12 protein-coding genes, 1 tRNA gene, 1 pseudogene and 1 CRISPR repeat array are annotated in these 20,199 nt (G+C 37.0%); of the genes and pseudogenes, 4 read left to right on the top strand and 10 right to left on the bottom strand.

The window, feature by feature from the left end; translation table 11 throughout:
* Positions 1-3 precede the first annotated feature (3 nt).
* Positions 4-531 carry a transcription repressor NadR gene (locus ACF3N8_RS02955; RefSeq protein WP_009382337.1) on the top strand — a complete coding sequence of 176 codons (528 nt, stop codon included), beginning with the start codon at positions 4-6 and terminating at the stop codon, positions 529-531.
* A 209-nt stretch (positions 532-740) separates the two neighbouring features.
* Here ACF3N8_RS02955 and ACF3N8_RS02950 read toward each other — a convergent pair whose 3' ends face one another.
* Positions 741-1,469: an alpha/beta hydrolase gene (locus ACF3N8_RS02950; protein WP_392450216.1), complete on the bottom strand. Its 729-nt coding sequence runs from the start codon at positions 1,467-1,469 to the stop codon at positions 741-743.
* A gap of 126 nt (positions 1,470-1,595) precedes the next feature.
* Positions 1,596-1,685, bottom strand: a tRNA-Lys gene (locus ACF3N8_RS02945).
* Between the two features lie 294 nt (positions 1,686-1,979).
* On the opposite strand from ACF3N8_RS02945, the gene ACF3N8_RS02940 reads away from it, so the two are divergent.
* Together ACF3N8_RS02940 and ACF3N8_RS02935 are read left to right on the top strand one after the other, a co-directional pair.
* A complete protein-coding gene (locus ACF3N8_RS02940) occupies positions 1,980-3,224 on the top strand; it encodes an aminoacyltransferase (RefSeq protein WP_009382341.1) in 1,245 nt (414 codons plus the stop codon).
* A 697-nt stretch (positions 3,225-3,921) separates the two neighbouring features.
* Complete coding sequence (locus tag ACF3N8_RS02935) at positions 3,922-5,898, top strand: acyltransferase family protein (RefSeq protein WP_009382343.1); 1,977 nt, start codon at positions 3,922-3,924, stop codon at positions 5,896-5,898.
* Between the two features lie 377 nt (positions 5,899-6,275).
* Here ACF3N8_RS02935 and betA read toward each other — a convergent pair whose 3' ends face one another.
* From betA to cas9, 8 genes and pseudogenes are all read right to left on the bottom strand, one after another.
* On the bottom strand, positions 6,276-7,967 hold the full coding sequence (gene betA, locus ACF3N8_RS02930; protein WP_009382345.1) for a choline dehydrogenase: 1,692 nt from the start codon (positions 7,965-7,967) through the stop codon (positions 6,276-6,278).
* Between the two features lie 48 nt (positions 7,968-8,015).
* Positions 8,016-9,506 (bottom strand): betaine-aldehyde dehydrogenase, encoded by a 1,491-nt coding sequence (gene betB / locus ACF3N8_RS02925; protein WP_009382347.1) that lies wholly within the window; start codon positions 9,504-9,506, stop codon positions 8,016-8,018.
* A 665-nt stretch (positions 9,507-10,171) separates the two neighbouring features.
* Complete coding sequence (locus tag ACF3N8_RS02920) at positions 10,172-11,794, bottom strand: BCCT family transporter (RefSeq protein ID WP_009382349.1); 1,623 nt, start codon at positions 11,792-11,794, stop codon at positions 10,172-10,174.
* Between the two features lie 358 nt (positions 11,795-12,152).
* Positions 12,153-13,520, bottom strand: coding sequence for a YSIRK-targeted triacylglycerol lipase (gene lip / locus ACF3N8_RS02915; RefSeq protein WP_392450212.1), 1,368 nt, complete (start codon positions 13,518-13,520; stop codon positions 12,153-12,155).
* 243 nt (positions 13,521-13,763) lie between these two features.
* Positions 13,764-14,193: direct repeats of the CRISPR family, unit length 36 nt; unit sequence GAATCACTTATACCTAAAATTACAGAGTACTAAAAC.
* Positions 14,194-14,207: 14 nt separating this feature from the next.
* Positions 14,208-15,200 carry a hypothetical protein gene (locus ACF3N8_RS02910; protein WP_235044490.1) on the bottom strand — a complete coding sequence of 331 codons (993 nt, stop codon included), beginning with the start codon at positions 15,198-15,200 and terminating at the stop codon, positions 14,208-14,210.
* A 13-nt stretch (positions 15,201-15,213) separates the two neighbouring features.
* Positions 15,214-15,522, bottom strand: coding sequence for a CRISPR-associated endonuclease Cas2 (gene cas2 / locus ACF3N8_RS02905; RefSeq protein WP_009382352.1), 309 nt, complete (start codon positions 15,520-15,522; stop codon positions 15,214-15,216).
* Between the two features lie 4 nt (positions 15,523-15,526).
* Positions 15,527-16,432 (bottom strand): type II CRISPR-associated endonuclease Cas1, encoded by a 906-nt coding sequence (cas1, locus tag ACF3N8_RS02900; protein WP_392450211.1) that lies wholly within the window; start codon positions 16,430-16,432, stop codon positions 15,527-15,529.
* Positions 16,433-16,434: 2 nt separating this feature from the next.
* A pseudogene (gene cas9, locus ACF3N8_RS02895) lies at positions 16,435-19,592 on the bottom strand (type II CRISPR RNA-guided endonuclease Cas9).
* Positions 19,593-19,908: 316 nt separating this feature from the next.
* On the opposite strand from cas9, the gene ACF3N8_RS02890 reads away from it, so the two are divergent.
* Positions 19,909-20,163 (top strand): GlsB/YeaQ/YmgE family stress response membrane protein, encoded by a 255-nt coding sequence (locus ACF3N8_RS02890; RefSeq protein ID WP_009382364.1) that lies wholly within the window; start codon positions 19,909-19,911, stop codon positions 20,161-20,163.
* Positions 20,164-20,199 lie beyond the last annotated feature (36 nt).

Here is a 20,199-nt window from a genome sequence, read left to right as displayed (position 1 = left end):
ACCATGAATAAAACGGATAAACGCAGAGAAGCAATAGTTAAATATTTAGAAGAAGCTAACACGGCAGTAAGCGGTCGTGAGTTAAGTGAGACTTTCGAGGTTTCACGACAAATCATTGTTCGAGATATTGCTACACTTAAGACGATGGACTACCCTATCACTTCGACAAGTAAGGGTTATACCATAAGTAGAAAACCAGAAGGTCGTGCGTTTAAACGTGTCATTATGTGTTATCATTCGATGGGTCAAACGCAGGATGAACTTGAAATCGTGATAGACAATGGCGCAATGGTTGATGATGTGTTTGTCGAGCATTCTGTATATGGAACGATTAAGGCTGAGCTTATGATTGAAACTCATGAAGATATTGAATACTTTATTACATCAATGAGTAAAGAGAATAGTCACTTACTTGCACACTTAACAGATAATTATCACCTACATACTATTTCAGCACATACGTCCAAAATTTTAGAAAATGCAGTTGAAGATTTGAGCGCACATGGTTATTTAGTAGATGATGTGAAGTAGAAATGAAACATAGCACCGTGTCAGTTTTATAATTACAGGCTTTTGATTAAAGTGTTCTTACCATATTTTCCAGTAAGAACTACAACTTCCTTATTTATATGAAGAAAAGAGGCATACAGCCTCTTTTTCTAGTTTCTTCTATATAAATTGAGTTGTTGGCTTGAAAGGGCTTTTCAAGGAGGGGCGGTAAGGTTAATTAAATTAACGTGCTAGCTTTCGATGTAATCGATGACCATTTGTTCGACGGTTTCTTTAGCGTGGCTACGAAGCATGAGATGGGTCGCGTCTGGAACGCCGTCTAGTGTCTTGTGGTCGGTGCCCAGATGTTCGTGAATCCAGTGCGCACTTGTATGATAGCTCTCTGCGTCGTTTAAACCATACAGCACGTGCATCGGCGTGTCGATGTCTTGAACGTCCGCCATAATCTGCTCAATCATTTGAATGAATGCATCTGTACCTTTCGAATAAGTTTCAATCGCATTGGCCTCATGTTGACGTTCGTCCTCATCGAAACCGAGGATATCGTTCATGCGACGACCATAACTGTGCAGGCGATCGTGAATGCCTTCTGCGTCCTTCTCAATCGGAACAGACATGATGATGCCTTTATCGAATGATACGTCCTCAGCAAGCTTCAATGTAAATAGACCGCCAAGTGACGTGCCCACTACAATAATCTTGTTGTAACCTTCCTCTTTTAAAAAGTTAAACGCCGCCACAACGTCGTCGTACCAATCATTTACATCGTACTTAACAAGTTCACTTACATTAAGACCGTGACCACGGTAGTTCGGAATATAAGTCGCGTAACCGATCTTATTAAACCTTTTCGCAAAAGGACGGCACTCGTTAACGTTTCCTGTAAACGAATGTAGCAGAAGTATTGCGGTATCGGATGGCATTGCTTCATATATGTGCTCTGGACTTTTAATTTTCAATTCGTCGTCCCCTTTCGTTTGAGTTCGTTTATGTACAACATTTATGTTACCAATATCATTTAAATGGAACCAAAAAAATGACCCTAGCTTTGAATATCAAAACTAGGGTCGGTATGTATCTATTAGCGGAGGGAGAAGGATTTGAACCAACGCGAGCATAAGCTCCTAATTAATATAAAATATTAATCCTCTTAAGCCAGACTTGAGTATCCCTCCATGAACAAGACAATTAATAATATACCAATAAACTTCATAGAAATCAATACTAAATTTACAAAAAATTACTTTTTCATTAATATTATTCGTAAACCTTATCTCAGTGGTAACTGAATTTGTTGTTTTTTTATCGTTATTGCTATAAAATTACTAAATGGAACAATAGTCGTTGTTATACGATAATTGCTTTTCATACATATTAAAACGATAAATTTGAGCAATTATATTATGATGAATTTTTTAAAATTAATTAGATATGAGAATGTAAATACGTTAGCGAAAAGAGGTAAATTTATGCAATTTGTGAATATATCACGTGAAGAGTTCGAACGTTTTACGTCGGAACATTTTTCACACTATACGCAACTTGTTAAACACTATAACTATCGTAGAAAGTATCAAAACGATGTTCACCTTGTTGGTGTTAAGGACGATGACGGCAATGTTTTAGCGGCTTGCCTTTTAACGGAGGCGCCAGCGCTTAAGGTGTATCGTTACTTCTACACGCACCGCGGTCCGGTTATGGATTACACGAATATACCACTTGTTGAGTTCTTCTTCAAGGAGTTAACGGCGTATTTAAAACGCTTAAATGCTTTATTTGTGCTTGTAGATCCATATGAGCTTGAGAATTATCGCAATACTGAGGGCGAGATTATTGAGTCATTTGATAACCGTGCTTGGATGCGCACACTTGAAAAGCTAGGCTACAAACACCAAGGTTACACGGTTGGTTATTCGTCTACGAGTCAAATTAGATGGCTCTCTGTTCTTGATTTAAAAGGCAAGTCCGAGGATCAATTATTAAAAGAAATGGACTATCAAACACGCCGTAATATCAAGAAAACGTACGAAATGGGCGTTAAAGTGAAGACGTTACCGATTGAAGATACGGATACATTCTTTAAATTATTTAGAATGGCTGAGGAGCGTCACGGCTTTAAGTTTAAGGAAAAAGATTATTTCTACATTATGCAAAATATATACGAAGAAAACGCAATGTTAAAGCTTGCGTATGTAGACTTAAATGAATACTTAGACGAACTTAATAAAAAACATGATGACTTAACTTCTGAGCTTAATGAAGTTAACGAAGCCTTAAAAGAGAATTCAAATTCTAAAAAGCAAAAAAATAAAGCGAAACAGCTTGAGCAACAAGTTAATAGTAGTAAGAAAAAAATTGACCAAACTGAAGCGCTTAAGGCGGAACATGGTGATGTGTTAAATCTTGCATCAGCGTTATACATTTATAATGACCATGAAGTCTATTATTTATCAAGTGGCTCAAACCCTGAGTTTAACCGCTTCATGGGCGCGTACCGCTTACAGTGGGAAATGATTAAGTTTGCGAAGGATCATGGTATCGACCGTTATAACTTCTACGGTATCACTGGTGACTTTAGTGATGATGCTGAAGATTACGGTGTGCAACAGTTTAAGAAAGGCTTTAATGCGCATGTTGAAGAATATATCGGCGACTTTATTAAGCCTATTCAACCTACTGTTTATAAGCTTGCGAAAAAGCTAGGTCGTCTTTAAATCGTATATATTATAGAAGAAACTGGTTTATCCGATGCGGGTAAACCAGTTTTTCTTTGTTTGGGTGGAGGTGGTGGTCGTGGCTTTAAGGGGCGTGGTGACAATGGTTTCGGTGGATTGATAGATCTTATGCCTCGGGCGGTGGTATTTTTCGATCGCAGTTGCGGCATTATAGGTAACTCGTAGGGCTTGAGACTTGATTAGAATTTCACCATCAAGTTTGAACGGGCTTGAGACGTGATTAGGATTTCGTCATCAAGTTTGAAACGACCTGAGACTTGATTAGGATTCCGTCATCAAGTTTGAACGGGCTTGAGACGTGATTACGGTTCGCTCATCAAGTTTCAAACGCCCTGAGACTTGATTAGAGTTCGCTCATCAAGTTTCATATCTCATTTAACAGAGCGCGCAATATTGAAGCTTAAAATATCTCCCCTTTTATCAGTTATTATTTCCTAAACGCTGTAAGCGGCCGTATACCCCCATTTTCAAAAAGGCCTCTCGAAAAAGTTCATTTATCCCATGTAAAAAGAATACAAACTCAATACCTTAAACTTTCTAAATATTAGAAAATCTAAAAACTTAACTAAAAATAAAACTCCCAATATTTAATATGTTATATTAATATATAGTACATCTTAAATAAACAATTATTAATTATTATAATACATACTTATTAAATACGGAGGCAATTACCATGAAGCACGATTTCAACATTGATGTAGAACGTCGCTTTAGACCTGAAATCGAGGGTTTACGAATTGTAGCGGCATTGCTTGTAGCAATCTATCACATTTGGTTTAACAAGGTGTCTGGAGGCGTTGATGTTTTCTTCGTAATATCTGGCTTCCTCATCACGACTTCCATTATTTCTAAATTAAATAAACAAGGCGAATTAAAAGCGTGGCCTTACTTTAGAAATTTGATGAAGCGACTCTTACCAAGTGTACTAACGATTTTATTTATCGTGAGTATCCTAAGTTTTCTCTTCTTACCTGAGTCGATACTCGTTCAAACGATAAAGGAAATTATTGCATCACTCTTTTACTTTGAAAACTGGCAATTGGCCTTTTCAAACACGGATTACTTAGCACAAGATCAAATGAAGACGCCTGTTGAGCATTTCTGGGCGATGTCTATTCAAGGACAATTCTATATCATTTGGTTCTTACTATTTTCAGGCATGATTATCCTTGCCAAATCTTCGCGAAAAGTGAACTTAACGAAGCTGATTAACATCGTTTTAGGTATATTGTTTATCACTTCATTTAGTTTTTCTGTGTATCAAACAATCGTCAACCAACCATTTGCGTACTTTAATGTCGCAGCTCGCGTATGGGAATTCGCACTCGGCGGCTTACTGTGCATGAATATCTCGAAGTTTAAATTACCGAGTTGGTTATCTGTCATTATTGGTTGGTTAGGCCTAATCATGCTAATTATTACGGGCATGTTATTCAATGTATCGACGATGTTCCCTGGTTACATCGCTTTATGGCCTATGGTCAGCGCAATATTCATTATGATTGCTGGTAACAATCCTACGAATTTAGGCGTAGAGAAATTCTTAGGTTCACGCCCAATGATTAAATTAGGCGGCATTTCATTCGGAATTTACTTATGGCATTGGGTAATCCTGTCCTTTTATAGATACAACATCTCAACTAAGGTAGGCATCTTACAGGGTATCGCAATTATCTTAGTGTCAATCCTGCTAAGTTATCTCATGACACGCTTTATCGAGTCACCGGTTCGTAATTGTAAACAAACACCCTCTATCTTCAAGCGTCTTATCCCGATGTTTATCGTGAGCGCGCTTACGATTAGCGTGTTAGGCGTTCGCACTTATGCCATGAACAAAGCATCTTCAGAAATCAACTCATCGCATCCTGGTGCCATGGCTCTTGAAAAGGACTTTAAGAAATCTGATGAGAAGCCAATTCCTTCTTTTGCAAAAGCCAAAGAGGACACTGCCGACGCATATAAAGATGGTTATGATACGAAATTAAAGAAGAGCGACTTAAAAGTCGGTGAATATGGAGAAACTGAGAATTACAAGAAAACGATTGTCTTAAGTGGTGCATCTCATACGACGCATTATCTCGGTGCACTTCAAGAACTTGGTAAAAAGCACAACTACCGAATACTGTCTATAACAAAATCAGGTTGTCGCTTAAGTTCCGAACAAGACGACGACCCAGGTTGTGCACCATGGCGAGATAAAGCTATGAAGAAAATTATAGAAATCGACCCTGACCTCGTTGTGACTTTAGGTACCATTACGCATGAAAAAGAAGTCCCTAAAGGCTTTATCGATTACTTCAAGAAATTTAAAGAACACGACATCGATGTGATGGCGACACGAGATACGCCACGTTACAAGTTTAGTATTCCAAACCATCTTGAAAAGCTTGGTGAACAGAAAACCATTGAGGCTATGAACCAAAAGCCACAGCTAGAACACGAACAAGAATGGAAAGGAAATCCTGATATTCCAGATAACGTACACTTTGTTGATTACACGAAGTACTTTAAGGAAGATGGTAAATTTAAACCAGTAATCGGTAATGTCATCGTTTACTTTGATAAAGGTCATATATCTAACACATATGCTAAATCAATGGGACCTATCATGTATAAAGATATCAAAGAAATTATTGAAGAGAAGAAATAATGAGATGAAACCCCTGTTTCCGTTGTGGAAAACAGGGGTTTTTAGGTTGGTGTGGTATTTTTCGATGGTGGTTACGGTATGATAGGTAACTCGCGGTGCTTGAGACTTGATGAGGTTCCCGCCATCAAGTTTGAAACGCCTTGAGACTTGATTAGAGTTCGCTCATCAAGTTTGAACGGCCTTGAGACTTGATGAGGTTTCCGCCATCAAGTTTGAAACGCCCTGAGACGTGATGACGAATCCACTATCAAGTTTCACCATCTAAACAGTACGACCTGCTCTATAAGCATAAGCCAAATTCACCACTACCATCCCCGTACACCACCAATACCACAAAAAAAGCGACTTCCCGAAAGAAGTCGCTCTACCTAAAATTCTTATTTAAATGGACCTACTGTACCAGCGTCTTTATCGTGCTTGCCGTGTACGTAGTAATCAACGTATTCAGGTTCTAACGGTTTCTTACCGCGGATGATGTCTGCAGCTTTCTCAGCAAGCATTAATACTGGTGAGTGGATGTTACCGTTTGTAGTACGTGGCATTGCTGAAGCGTCTACAACGCGTAGGTTCTCCATGCCATGTACTTTCATCGTTAATGGGTCAACTACAGCCATTGGGTCTGTTTTAGGTCCCATCTTCGCACTACAAGATGGGTGAAGTGCTGTTTCCGCATCTTTACGTACCCAGTCTAAAATTTCTTCATCTGTTTGAACAGATGGTCCTGGTGAAATTTCACCTGCGTTAAATGGATCCATAGCTGGCTGAGATAAGATATGACGTGCTACACGGATTGCTTCAGTCCACTCACGCTTATCTTCTTCTGTAGATAAATAGTTAAATACGAAGTCTGGCTTTTCAAAAGGATCCTTAGACTTGATCTTAAGGCTACCACGAGAGTTTGAGTACATTGGACCAACGTGAACTTGGTAACCATGAGATGTCTTCGCCTTCTGACCGTCGTAACGTACGGCTAACGGTAAGAAGTGGAACATTAAGTTTGGATAGTCAACGTCGTCGTTAGAACGTACGAAGCCGCCACCTTCGAAGTGGTTAGATGCTGCGGCACCTTTACGTCTGAAGATCCAGTTTAAACCGATTAACGGCATCTTAAGTTTATCAAGACTTGGTTGCATAGAAACTGGCTGCTTACAAGCATGTTGGATGTACACTTCTAAGTGGTCCTCGAAGTTCTCACCAACACCTGGTAAGTGGATACGAGGTTCGATACCTAATGAACGTAAGTGTTCTGAATCACCAATACCTGATAATTGTAATAGTTGCGGCGTATTGAACGCACCACCTGATAAGATGACTTCATCAGCGTCTACAGTGTGTTTCTTGCCGTTCTTCTTATACGTAACACCAGTTACACGGTTGCCTTCGAATTCTAAGCTTGTAACGAAAGCACGTGTCTCAACTGATAAGTTTTTACGCTTCATAGCTGGGTGTAAGTAAGCTCTTGAAGCTGATACACGACGACCGCGGTGTACTTGGCTGTCGAACGGTCCGAAACCTTCTTGACGGAAACCGTTTACGTCAGGCGTTCTGTTGTAACCTGCTTGAACACCCGCTTCGAAAAAGGCATTGAATAATGGGTTCTTCGCTGGACCACGGCGTAACTTAATTGGACCATGGTGACCGCGGAACTTATCATCTTTCGTAGCACCAAAGGTCTTTTCAAGACGTTTAAAGTAAGGGAGACAATGTGCATAGTCCCAAGTGTCCATACCTTCAGGCTCGCCCCAACCTTCGTAATCGAGTGGGTTACCACGTTGGTAAATCATACCGTTGATTGAACTAGAACCACCTAGCACTTTACCACGCGCGTGACCGATCTTACGGCCGCCCATATGTGGTTCTTCGTTCGTTTGATAAATCCAGTCATAGAACGGATTACCTGATGGATACATTAAAGCTGCTGGCATTTGAATAAATAAATCCCAGAAATAGTCACTACGCCCTGCTTCTAATACAAGTACTTCTTTATCTTTATCTTCTGTTAAGCGGCTACCGAGCACTGAACCGGCACTACCGCCGCCGATGATAATATAATCATATTTTTTTGACATGTGATGAAACCCTCCTATTTGTATATCGTTTCATGTGTTACAAGAAATTTATTTACTGAACCAATTTACAGGCTCTGGATTTAAGTTCGTTAAGATGTGTTTTGATGTTAAATACTCTTCTAAACCTTCTTTACCGAGTTCACGGCCAATACCTGATTGCTTATAGCCACCCCATGGCGCTTGTGCGAAGTATGGGTGGAAGTCGTTAATCCAAACAGTTCCCATTTTAAGCTTCGTTGCCATGCGTTCAGCTTTGCCGATGTCTTTTGTAAAGATAGCGCCCGCTAAACCGTAGATAGAATCGTTCGCAAGCTCGATTGCTTCTTCCTCACTTGAAAAGCCCTCTACAGTTACAACCGGACCAAAGACTTCTTCTTGTACAATGCGCTGCGTCGTATTGCAGTCTGTGATAACTGTTGGTTCAAAGAAGAAACCGTCTTGTAGGTCTTCACGTTCAGGACGCTTACCACCTGTAGCGATTGTAACGCCTTCTTCTTTCGCAATTTCCATATACTTTTCAATCTTGTCACGGTGTGCTTCAGAGATAACCGGACCGCATTCAGTATCTTCGTCAAAGCCATTACCTAGCTTGATTTTCTTAGCACGGTCGATTAACGCCTTTTCAAATTCATCTTTAATATCATTGTGTACTAAGATACGTGAGCCTGCTGAGCAAACTTGACCTGCATGGAAAAAGGCACCGTTAAGTGCTTGGTCAACAGCAAGTTCAAAGTCCGCATCGTCGAAAATAATGTTAGGGTTCTTACCGCCAAGTTCTAACGCAATGTTCGTCACGTGATCGGCAGTTTGTTTCATAATGTGCTTACCAGTTTGAATACCACCAGTAAATGACACTAAGTCAACGTCTTTGTGAGATGATAAGACATCTCCAACTTCAGAACCTTTACCTAATACTAAGTTGATAACACCTTTAGGGAAACCAACCTCTTCCATTAATTCAAATACGCGAATTGTCGTAAGCGGTGTAATTTCACTTGGTTTCATAACAAGTGAACAACCTGTCGCAAGCGCTGGACCAATTTTCCATGAAGCTTGTAGTAATGGGTAGTTCCAAGGTGTGATTTGTATAACGACACCAACCGGTTCTTTAACGACTTTAGATTGCGTATTAGGGATCGGTGAATCGATTACTTCGCCACCATCTTTATCCGCTAAACCTGCGAAATACATAAATACATTTGAAATATCTTCCATATCAGCGCGTGATTCTTCTAACGTCTTACCAGTATCAAGCGTTTCTAACTTCGCTAATTCTTCTTTATGTTCTAAAATTTTATCCGCAATTGCACGTACTTTTTGACCTCTGACTTCACTTGTTTCATTTTTATAAGTGCCTTCTTCAAAAGCGCGTCGAGCAGCTAAAATTGCACGTTCAGAATCTTCCTTCGTACCTTCAGCTACTTCCATGATTACTTCTTGGTTATAAGGATTGATGATTTCGCGTGTCGCACCGTTCGCACTATCAACCCATTCGCCATCGATAAACTGACGACGTTCTAAGTTCTTTACAAGTTCCATCAAAATACCTCCGTTAAGTTTGTTAAATGTTTATTTAACGAATTTCACAAAGTTATCGTAGCACAATTCTAAAAACAATGTCAATCTGCCTAAGTTGGTTTAGAGTGAGTCGTGTGTCTGTACTTTCTTTTATTTTAATTTGGAAAAGCCACGTTGAGATCGTTATGGAATTTTGGGGGTAATGCTTCCTCTCAACTGAAAAATCACGCGTGCTTGCGCGAACTTAGGACAATACATAATTCTAGAATTGTGTAAAATTCCTCTCCTTTATTGTTTACGCTTCTCACAGAATTTAAAACATTGGTAATATATTCCAAATTTAAACAATTTCATGAATTATTTAATATGAAGGCTAAGAGTTTATTTAGAGGTACGGGTCGGGGTGTTTACGGGGGCTGTAATGACGTTAGGTTTTGTTGTATTAGTACTCGTTATGCGATTGTTTTTATTTTCTTTCGCGTAACGGGGCCCTTATGCGATTGTTTCGAATTTCTTTCGCGTAACGGACGCCTTATGCGATTGTTTTTATTTTCTTTCGCGTAACGGGGCCGTATAACTAAAGGGCTTTTCAGAAAGGGAATCAAAAAGAGGAAAAAAAGAGACAGGAAAATTGGGATAAAAAAAGAACAGCACGCCTAAGTGACGTGCTGCCTTATTTAAATGATTTATAGATTGTCGTCTTGCTTTGGTTCGCTCACTTGTGTGATGCTGAGTGATCTGCGTTCGACTTCTTTGAGTTTGTCGGCGCGCTTCTCGAGTTTGATACGGTCGCGTGACAGTGTGGAGATGAATGAAATCATCATCATGATGAAGATGACGATTAACGGCACACTTGCGAGGATGGACGCTGTCTTAAGGACGTCTAACGCACGTTCGCCGCCAACTAGCATCAGTGAGAACGGTAGTAAGCATAACGCGAATGCCCAGAATAAACGGTTCTCACGGATTGGTTCGCCAATGACTTTCTTTTGAGAAGCTGACGCTAGAATGTATGAACCTGAGTCGAATGTTGTCGCTAAGAATAAGAATGCTGAAATTAAGAATAAGACAATAATTAAGTTTGAGAACGGTAAGTGATGCATAACTTCAATAATTGTAGCCTCAGTACCATGTGAATTTAAGAATTCGATCACATTGAATTCATTTGTGATTTGTAGGTAAACTGCATAGTTACCAAAGATACCGAAAAATAATACGCAACCTAACGTACCGTATAGTAACGTACCTAGTACAACCTCTTTAAGCGTACGGCCTTTAGAAATTCGAGCGATGAATAGCCCGATAAACGGTGCGTACACGATCCACCATGACCAGTAGAAAATCGTCCATTGTTGTGGGAAGTTCGTTTCTTTACGACCATCGATACCACCAAATGGTTCTAACCATGTTGCCATGTGGAAGAAGTTCTTAAGCATGTTACCCAAACCTGTAACGGTCGTTTCCATTAGGAATACAGTTGGTCCGACGATAAAGACGAACGCGAGTAGTAAGAACGATAACCATACGTTCACGTCACTTAGCTTCTGAATCCCTTTCTTAAGTCCTGTGTACGAGCTGACTGCGAAGATGACTGTGATTGTAAGTAAGATAATACTTCGAACGAACATGTTCTCGCCGTCAATGCCCGTTAAGCGTTCAATACCAGCCGCAATCATTGGTACACCTAATGCAAGTGATGTAGCGGCACCGCCGAGTAGACCGAAGATAAATAAGATATCCACGATTTTACCGAGTAATTTATCTGTCTGGCCTTTTAAAATAGGGCGACACGCTTGGCTGATCTTATAAACCGGTTTCTTCTTAACGAAAACTAAGTAACCGATTGGTAAGGCAGGTAGAACGTATATTGCCCAGGCAATAGGTCCCCAGTGGAACATACCATACATTGTCGCGTATTCTAACGCTTGGTCAGTCATGCCTTTCGCGCCGTATGGTGGGTCTTGGTAGTAATACGCCCACTCAATAACACCCCAGTATAGAATGTCAGAGCCAATTCCAGCGCAGAATAACATCGCTGCCCAACTGAAATTACCAAATTCCGGCTTGTCACTTGCTTTACCTAGTGTGACGTTTCCATATTTACCAAAAGCAATGTATAGCACAAAGCAAAATATTGCTAAACCTAGAAATAAATAGACAGACCCCAAAGAACTTGAAATCATATCATTAATGCCCGTGATGACGTCTTGACTTGCTTTAGGAAAAATCATCATCGGTAGTACTGCGATTAATAATACGATTACAGTTCCTATGAAGGTCGTCCAGTCCATAATCTTGCGTTTTTGCAATTTAGACACCCCTCATCGAATATTTTTTCGCTTGAAACATGACGCAGATTCAGTTTTCAAATTTCTCTCTATTAGCCATTAAGAACATTAACTAAAATACAATTCCAATGCAAATTACATACAAAAGAATAAAAGCGGATAAATGAATAAATATATAAATTATAAGTTAAAAAAACATTTACACAAACGTCGTGATACTTACGTTAAGTTAATACTTAACAATCTTAACAAATTTTACCTATGCTTTAATATTGAATAAATATAAATTTAAAGTGAATAAAAATTCTTTTTCTTAAACTAGGTTTTACACATTAAAAAAGGAAGCAAACGCTTTAGACGTTTACTCCCTTAAAGTGTGCTATTTTGTATCTTCGGTAGAAATTAAATAATCAATTATGTCATGGTAAAACCCTTTTAATTCTTCAGGTGTTCGATGGATATCTAATGCGTCCTGACCAGTAAAGTCAGTATGGTCAAAGTCGTGCATGATCGGCATTACTTGCCAGATACCCTTCTGAGGTGCGTCACCTTTCTTAACATTGACGTGCTGCTCGTTCGTTGGATAGTCAGCCGAATATTCAGAGACCATTCCATCGTTTACACACCACTTTTCATCTTCAACACCACCGATTAAAGAACCTGTACCTCGGTGGATTAAGTGCATGTATGGATTAGGTACTTGTTTACCCGTAGGACCCTTGTGCACTGCTTCGCCACGATACGTCTTGTAATAAACATTAGGATTGACTGAAGTTTTTTCATTAAGTTTTTCGGCACCCTCACGTGTTAAATCATAGAGACCAGTATCGTTACTCGTCCAAAGTTTACTCTTTTCAACACGTTTTGAATACTCAATGTAAGACTCACCTTCACGTTGTTCAAGCCCCCATTGCTTAAGACCGAAATCAATCTTAGAACCGCGGTGTCCTTCAAGTTTTGCGACTTCATAAAGAATACGCTTAATCGTTTCTTTGTTGCCGAAATCGTCCGATGCATGCGTACCTTTGTGAGGTGTTGCGATCGTCGTAATTGAAGATATCATACCATCTTTATTTCCTGTATAAAGTGGGCTGATGTGACCGCCGTGCTCTTTTTGAAAAGCCCTTTCTTCAGGATCACCATTTCTTAAGTACTCTTCCAATAATCTTAACGTTTGACCACCCATACTATGTCCAACTAAGTGAACCTTTTGACCAGGTTTCCAATTCTTCTTTACACCTTCGTAAGTTTTGCCATAGCGCTCGTGACCATATTTCTTAGCATGCGCAGCACCATAGTCAACCTGACCGCCTTTTAAATAGTAATAAAGCTCGACAGCACGATCGTGATTACTCGCAAACGAACTTACATTCGCTTCATAAACTTCGTAATCATTGGCTTTAAGGTCCTCCATCATGTGATACTTCTCGCCACCCCAGTGCTTCATGCCATTTGGCATATGTGCTTCCGTAAATACGCCGAATCCGTGCAGAAAGACTACTGGATATTTGTTTTTATGAGAAGAATCATCTGCCTGAGCTTTGGCTTTCTCTTTAGATGAAAGGTCGCTTAACTGCGCGTCTTCAGGTACTGCACTTGGATTAAATTGATTTGAGTAATTTGAGCCTTCTTTAATAGGTGCTTCCGGAACCGTTTCGTCCGCATGAGCTGAGTATGCGAACGTCGTGAAAGATAGCCCTGTCGCAAGCGTTAAAGATACAATTCGTTTAAAAGCAAAAGTTTTCATTTAGAACCCCCGTGTAAATTTTTGTGTTTGTGGATGCTTAAGTTTCCTGATTACTTTTAACAAAAAGTATTTTATTAAATTTAGTGGGGTTTTTGGTACATTTTGCCCAACTCGTTGAAAATGGTTCCTAAGTGTTTTAGGGGAATAAAAAAGCGAGAATTAAGGATAGATCCTCAATCTCGCTATGAAGTGATTTAAAATTTGAATACTGAGTTTCATTGAAGAAATTTTTGAAGTCAGTATCTTGAACTTATACCTAAAATTACAGAGTACTAAAACGACGTGGTTAGTTACTTACGCAACATCAATGAATCACTTATACCTAAAATTATAGAGTACTAAAACATGCTCAAATAGAGTCGTGCAATCTTCCCAGAATCACTTATACCTAAAAATACAGAGTACTAAAACGCCATCTAAAAAATTAATAGTGTGTGTTTGAATCACTTATACCTAAAATTACAGAGTACTAAAACCAGAATAACCAGTTGTTTGACCAGTTACAGAATCACTTATACCTAAAATTACAGAGTACTAAAACGCATCTATTAAGGTTAAGAAACCGGATGCCGAATCACTTATACCTAAAATTACAGAGTACTAAAACTGTCGATAAGTTTGTTATTCGTTGTCATTTGAATCACTTATACCTAAAATTACAGAGTACTAAAACCTCTAGTAAATCAATTAACTTGTACTTAAACCTAAATATAATGCCAGTGGTTCACTAATTTTAGTATCATCAATATCTAAAATGTAATCTAATTTACAGAATCTAAGAAATCGTACAATTACATAGATATCTATATCTTTGAATACCATTATATCACCCAGGTGATAATTCGTTATAGTTGGATGAATTTCAAAACAGTGACTATATTGATCAAAAACATTTTTCAAACTAACTACTATATCTTCCCTCTTAAAATTCAATGGTGCTTCCCAATAACAATTTTCTATAAAATCGACTGTAATCATTTGCTTAGAATTACGTAAATAATTTAATCCATCAATAGAGTCTGCTAGAAAATAGCGAGATTGTGTTAGCACAATGATTTTAATTGGTAAGTCATTCAGTACTTCCCTGAAGATCAATCGTTCTTTAATGCTTAAATTCGCTTCAGGGTAAAGATAAATCAGTAGCCCTTTGTTATTTGATAGGTTGTTCATTTGCTCAACTAACAATGGCAATAATTGTTTCAACCTAACAATCAACCTTGAGTAATCTGCTTCTAATTCATATTCAAAATTTAATTGCTTAATGAATTGTTTAATATCAAATGGCTTAACTTTAAGAGGTAATTTTCTTTTAACTTCTTCAAGCAAATCTTCCATTAATACGTTTATGGAATTAATATAGCCGCTTACTTCGATATTTTGATTCATGTCATATTGTAACTTTTTATTTAAAATGCTCGAGGCCGCAAGTTGGTGTTCTTGCTCAATGTCATTATGACTTATCATGAAAGCAACGTGAGATTTACTTGATACCTCTACATCTTCGATTAATTCTTTAATCAACACATCTTTGTTTCGATTACGTGGCTGAAAATATTGATAAATAAGGCTTAATATCAATTCCTCATTAGTCTCATTCTCATTATAAATAGAGGTATACTCACCTAGGTTTAATGTTACATGATTAAGTTGGCTTGATCTTATTTGCCATATTTGTTTCATTGCTACACCTGCCTTAGAATAACAATGTTCTATTATCATTTAGTATTTTAATATTCTCGTCCTCATGTCCCAATAAAATTTGCATCTTTTCATATTGTTTCTCAGTAATCATGAGAGCCCGAACATGACCATTTGGTGGCAACATACGCTTAACAGAATTAATGCTACTATTGGCTGCATCTTTATTAATGCAACTTTTAATATAAATAGAATATTGCATCATTAAGAAGCCCTCTTGAATTAAGTGCTTTCGAAATTTATTATAAATGCGCACATCGTATTTCGTTTCTACAGGTAAATCAAACATGATTAATACTCTCATGAATCTATAACTCATAAAATGATACTTTCTTTAGACTTGGCATTTTCAATGTTTCATACTTACCAGATCTAAAGAATTCGATTATGGACTGAACCATGATTTCTATTGCTTGAATCACTGTTTGATTTTTACCGTCTATTAAAATACGTGCATGCATTAAGTTTACGAGTTCTAAACGATACGACTTCGTCATAAAACCTTCTTCAGGAGGATGTTGCAATAGATATAAATCAACCAAAGGTCTAAATACTTCAATAATATCAGATGTCAAATTAAAATGATTACGTCCACCGATATGATGAATCCCAATAGCTGGTATTAATCCTTTCGCGACGATTGTTCTGGCAATCGCCGCGTTAAGGACTGTATAACCATAATTAAGCACCATATTCTCTATTAAATCATCACGATCTCGTTTATAGTTTTTAAAGAATGAATTAAAATAATATTTTGCAGCCTGTCCTTCGATATTAAACTCATCTTTAATTGATAATTGTGATAAAATTTGACGCATTTTAATAATCCGCTCAGATTCTATTTTCAACTTCCTCATACACTCAATTTGATTACTGATTTTACGTTCAATAATGTAATACCATAATTCATCTTTACGATTTTGTGGCCATGAAAGTTGTTCTTTCATTTGATGATATTGTGTAAAATGACCATTTATAGGTTGCAATTGGCATTCCGGTAAGTGTTGCTGGTTACAAAAGATAACTAAAACATTATAATCAGATAATTCTACGAGAAGTCTAGCTGTTATACTTACTGTTAAATCCTCAATTATAAGTGCAAAAATATCGCGTAAGGGAACCTTAACTTCTAAATCACCTTTAACTATTTTTAAATTATTCATACTTAGTGCTAAGCGATCGACTTCAGAAGCATAAACGATTCGCCAAGCCATAATTAATCCCTAACCTTAAAGATAAATTGAGGTTTTTCAGGTGAAGATATTTTAAAAGTGTTACCGAGTATATCAGTAGTGTACTTCTCTAATATTGTGATAGATTTACCGATATTTTTTCTAATTCTAGGAGTTGTTGCTAAATTCATATTTTCTACATAATCACGGTACGATATATCAATCATATTAAGTTCTAACGTATTTTTAGCATCATCGTTTACACCAATTACACGTAGCAACTCACCATTAATTTTAATTAAGTCATTATTATAAAAACTTCCTATAAACTTAGCATTTTCACTAATTTTCTTTTGTTGCAATGCAAGTTTGTATTTCTCTTCGTCAATGACATAATAAGTATCCTTCTTAATAATATCTAGATATTTCACTGTAACAAATTTATATTTTCCGTCATCTAAATAAACATCGAATCGGAAAGGTTTAAGAGATAATTTAACAACTTTGTTATTAGAATTTTCATAATCATTTGTAATGTCTAGATGTGCATTTACTTGCTTTCCAATATATTTCAGCGACTTTACAATTGGTCCATTATCTTTTTTAGCATATTTAGTCAGATACTCGCCTGTTTCATCATGAAATTTATATAATGGATTCTTCTCATTCTTATATTGCTTCATAATGGTAGCTAATTTATCAAAAGTTTTAGGATCATGTTTATACATTAAGAACTTTTCAGGTGACTTATTAAACAATTTCTTTAATTGATCATTTTGCTTATCATAGATGTTATTAACTGTTTGGATTGTATAGGTTTTATTGTCAACTTTACGAGTAGAGTAAATCGTATCATTAATAAGCTCTCGATTCGGCTTTTTATCAACTCGGTGAGAGAATTTATAGTTATCATACAACTTGATCTCTTTAATTTGATCAGGTTCTCTAAACAATGATTCATAATGTTCATTATCTTCGACATTGTCTTTTTCAACTTGAACCTTACGACCTTCCATTACTTTCTTCGCGTTATCAAGTGCTTTAAGCTGTTTAAAAATAAAATCAACATTCGCAATAATTAAAGCATCTTCAGCATGATGTTTATAACCTGCATTACGATCTTTCTTGAAATCCCAACGCTTTCTTAGATAACTTGTAAATCCACCGTTAATGGCCTTAACTTTAACGTCGAGTTCATTAGCAGAAAAGTAAGCGCGTAATAACGTCATTAACTCTCTTGTGGCATAACGCGTATCAACTAAGTTACGGTTAATAAATTCCTTTTGAACACTAAATTTATTAATATCTCGTTCCTCTAATAGATACTCTTTCTTCTTCTTCGTGATGCGATCTTTAGTTTTACTAAGATTTAAAACATGTTGTTTAAATTGTTTAAAAGTAATATGCGTGTTACTAGAATTAAAGTACTGGAACGGCGTTTGATTACTCTTCTTAGAATTTTCTTCCTGAAGCACTAAAACTTTATTGTTCATAGAGTTATCATAAGACACTGAGCGTGGAATGATATGGTCTACTTCATAATGATGCGGATTATTAAGCAAGTCTTCTAATGGAATACTCTTTAATGAATATAAACATTTACCTTCTTGCTTATCGTGTAATATAAGCTTTTCAACCATACCTTTAGCTTTAGTTTTACCAGTTTCTTTAATGACTTTATCTACTAGGTCACGTGTTTGCTGATTACGTTTTTGAACGTCTCGAATAATTTTTCTTTCCTCATCAGAGTTTTTCTCACGTGCAAGCTCAATAATTATATCTTTAGGCAAACCATATTTTTAATTACAGCATTTATTACTTTAATAGACTGAATGAATGCGCGCTTAGCAACTGGTGAAATGATGAAGTCTTCCACTAATGATGTAGGGATTTTATTCGCTTTTGCTAAATCAACTTTTTGAGGTTTCATATTTAAACGAGTAAAGATTGTCATTTGGTTGTCGTTCGTTTCCCATAATTCATCGATAACGATTTGAATGGCTTTTAAAGAAAGTGCATGTGTACCAGTGTAACCAGTTAATTTAGAAATTCCCTCGATTTCTTCTTTCGTTAAAATAACATTCAAACTCTCAAGTTTTTCTTGGACTTCAATAGGAGATTGATATATCGTTAATACTTCAGCAATCGCGTCCAAAAGCTCTGTATCTTCTAACACTTTATCGTTAGATGTAACGGATTTAATATCATGATAAAGTTTAAACGACGTAAAGACTGGCGTTCCAGAAGCTGTCACACGATAGCCTCGAATATCTTCTGGTGCGACGTCAATCTCTTTAGCTATTTGTTTAAGCGTTGGCTTTTTCCTTTGTTTAAAAACATTCTCAACGATATGATATTTTTCTGGATACGTTAGCTTATCATTTTCATCCCTCACAATAACAAGGTTGTTTAAATCATTAAGAGCGTTAAATAAGTCTGCACTGTAAGCATATTTCACACTGCGCAATGATTCAGGGAAGTAAGTACAACGCCCCATAAGAAGTTCATACCATTTCTTAATGTCGCCATCCCAACCGTACGGACTACCTTTACCAGGGCCTTCATAGTATTCGCGTCTTGTTTCTAAAAGAGAGATATATTTATCAATAAATACTTGGTCTAGGTTGTGATGATCTTTCTGAATAGAAAGAATTTGTTTTGCTTCACGAACAAAATCTTGAGTTTTAAAGCGATTATTAGCACCACGTACTTTATTATCATTTAATAATCGTTCAAGTTGAAGTTCACAAACATAACGACTTTCAAGAGCTTTCTGATTCTTCGCTAGTTGTTCTTTAGTTGATAAGCCATTATCTGAACTATCTGATTCAGTATCCGTCACGTGAACATTATCAATTCCACGACGTTTAGCTAGGTGAAGTAGCGCAGCACTTAATTCGTCTGAAGTTAGCACTTCTTTCAAGCCTTTTACACGGATTTCATAAGGGTTCTTTTCACATTTTGGAAAAGGATTAAGTTGATAAGATTCTAATAGATTCCTAGTTCGAGCTAAGCGGTGCTTACGTCTACGTTGTAATCTTCTGGATCCACGTTTAGAACGACGCCCCTCATTATTTTCTACATTGGCTTCCTTAAATAAGCGCACACCTGCATCAATAACAGATTTATCATGATAATCAATTAAACCATATCCGACAGAAGTTATACCTATATCCAAACCTAATATGTAATCTTGTCCCATAATTTCAACCCCTTAAAAAATTATAAAAAAAATCTCGCCAATACAATTGACGAGATAAACACGGCATATTGCCTTGTTTTAGTAGATTCTGTAATTTTAGGTATAAGTACAAAATTAAATTTGTTACTTTATTTAAATTATAATACACTTAGTTTTGTACGTCAATACTTAATACGTTTAAATAAATTTTTTTATTTAAAAGCGTTTATCCTTACACCATAACAAATATTTACATTTTCTTCATATTTTATGTTTATTAATTGGATATGGTGGAATATTGGAAGTGCTTGAAATATACAAAAGGAGCATGATATATATGGGTATTATTATTATGTTAATTGTTGGCGGCCTTATCGGTTGGTTAGCCGGCATGATTCTTGGTAAAGATATCCCAGGCGGTATCATCGGTAACATCATCGCTGGTATCCTTGGTTCTATTTTAGGCGGCAAATTAATGGGCGGTTTCGGTCCAGAATTTGGCGGCATTCACATTATCCCAGCATTAATCGGTTCACTAATTTTAATTTTCTTAGTGTCACTAATTGTTAAAATGCTTAGCAAAAAGAGATAATTAGTTATATTTAAAATACCAACTAACCATCGTGTT

Origin of the sequence: Staphylococcus massiliensis, from assembly GCF_043186315.1 — a bacterium.
Classification (GTDB): domain Bacteria; phylum Bacillota; class Bacilli; order Staphylococcales; family Staphylococcaceae; genus Staphylococcus; species Staphylococcus massiliensis.
Note: the sequence above shows the minus strand (reverse complement) of the source record. Positions and strands in the feature narration are given on the sequence as shown.

Excerpts from the sequence above, each read along its gene's own strand:
- ACF3N8_RS02955 (WP_009382337.1), top strand. The coding sequence starts at position 4 with ATGAATAAAACGGATAAACGCAGAGAAGCAATAGTTAAATATTTAGAA.
- ACF3N8_RS02940 (WP_009382341.1), top strand. The coding sequence starts at position 1,980 with ATGCAATTTGTGAATATATCACGTGAAGAGTTCGAACGTTTTACGTCG.
- ACF3N8_RS02935 (WP_009382343.1), top strand. The coding sequence starts at position 3,922 with ATGAAGCACGATTTCAACATTGATGTAGAACGTCGCTTTAGACCTGAA.
- betA (WP_009382345.1), bottom strand. The coding sequence starts at position 7,967 with ATGTCAAAAAAATATGATTATATTATCATCGGCGGCGGTAGTGCCGGT.
- betB (WP_009382347.1), bottom strand. The coding sequence starts at position 9,506 with ATGGAACTTGTAAAGAACTTAGAACGTCGTCAGTTTATCGATGGCGAA.
- lip (WP_392450212.1), bottom strand. The coding sequence starts at position 13,520 with ATGAAAACTTTTGCTTTTAAACGAATTGTATCTTTAACGCTTGCGACA.
- ACF3N8_RS02910 (WP_235044490.1), bottom strand. The coding sequence starts at position 15,200 with ATGAAACAAATATGGCAAATAAGATCAAGCCAACTTAATCATGTAACA.
- cas2 (WP_009382352.1), bottom strand. The coding sequence starts at position 15,522 with ATGAGAGTATTAATCATGTTTGATTTACCTGTAGAAACGAAATACGAT.
- cas1 (WP_392450211.1), bottom strand. The coding sequence starts at position 16,432 with ATGGCTTGGCGAATCGTTTATGCTTCTGAAGTCGATCGCTTAGCACTA.
- ACF3N8_RS02890 (WP_009382364.1), top strand. The coding sequence starts at position 19,909 with ATGGGTATTATTATTATGTTAATTGTTGGCGGCCTTATCGGTTGGTTA.